This window comes from Virgibacillus carmonensis, from assembly GCF_057836705.1.
This window is the reverse complement of the sequence record NZ_JBYQFJ010000211.1, coordinates 1-639: the sequence shown is the minus strand read 5'-3', so window position 1 is coordinate 639 and position 639 is coordinate 1. Positions and strand designations below refer to the sequence as shown.

Sequence of the window (639 nt, the reverse complement as noted above, 5' to 3'; positions counted from 1 at the left end):
GTAGCATCAAGAATTAAATCTTCCTCATTCACTACCAATTTTCCACCAAAAATGATAACTAAATACCCCGCAATTCCTAAAAAAGCTACGATGCCTGCTGTAACTAATAGCTGTTTCGTACTCAGGGTAAAAATTCTTCTCTGTTTTTTATGTTCCATTTCCCTCTTGTTCACCTCTGCACATGGCTGTTTAACAACCACATACTACAGTATACGACAGTTTTCGGCAATCTAAAAGCAATAGTATTTATCGGATATGTTGATTAACAATTGTCGAAAAGGGTATTATGAAACAGAGATTATTTGCACTTTTGGAAGGAGTTTGAAGGAATAATGGAAGCATATATGACAAATGGAACATTAGAATTCATTAAAAAAATTATTGATGACCATCCCGCCATTGATTTTCATCTTATGTCCAGTGGAAATGGAGCACTCGCTTACTATGAAAATGAACATGAAAATATCTTCGCATCGGGTAGAGCCTATGACGTCCTGCTTAACAATGGATCCATACAGAACAAGGGCTTTGTCGTAATGAATAATATTACAGTAACGGAGGATGGAAGAACCGTGTTTGAAGATCGTTTTAAACGGCGAAGTTCCGCAATTGAATCCACTCCCGGATTTCAGGCATTCA

The 639-nt window shown here is 37.1% G+C and carries 1 protein-coding gene; it reads left to right on the top strand.

All coding sequences use genetic code 11. The features are described 5' to 3' along the window. Positions 1-332: 332 nt before the first annotated feature. Positions 333-639 (top strand): antibiotic biosynthesis monooxygenase family protein (locus tag AC3G7N_RS21440; protein ID WP_489424160.1); only part of this gene is annotated, 307 nt, incomplete at its 3' end.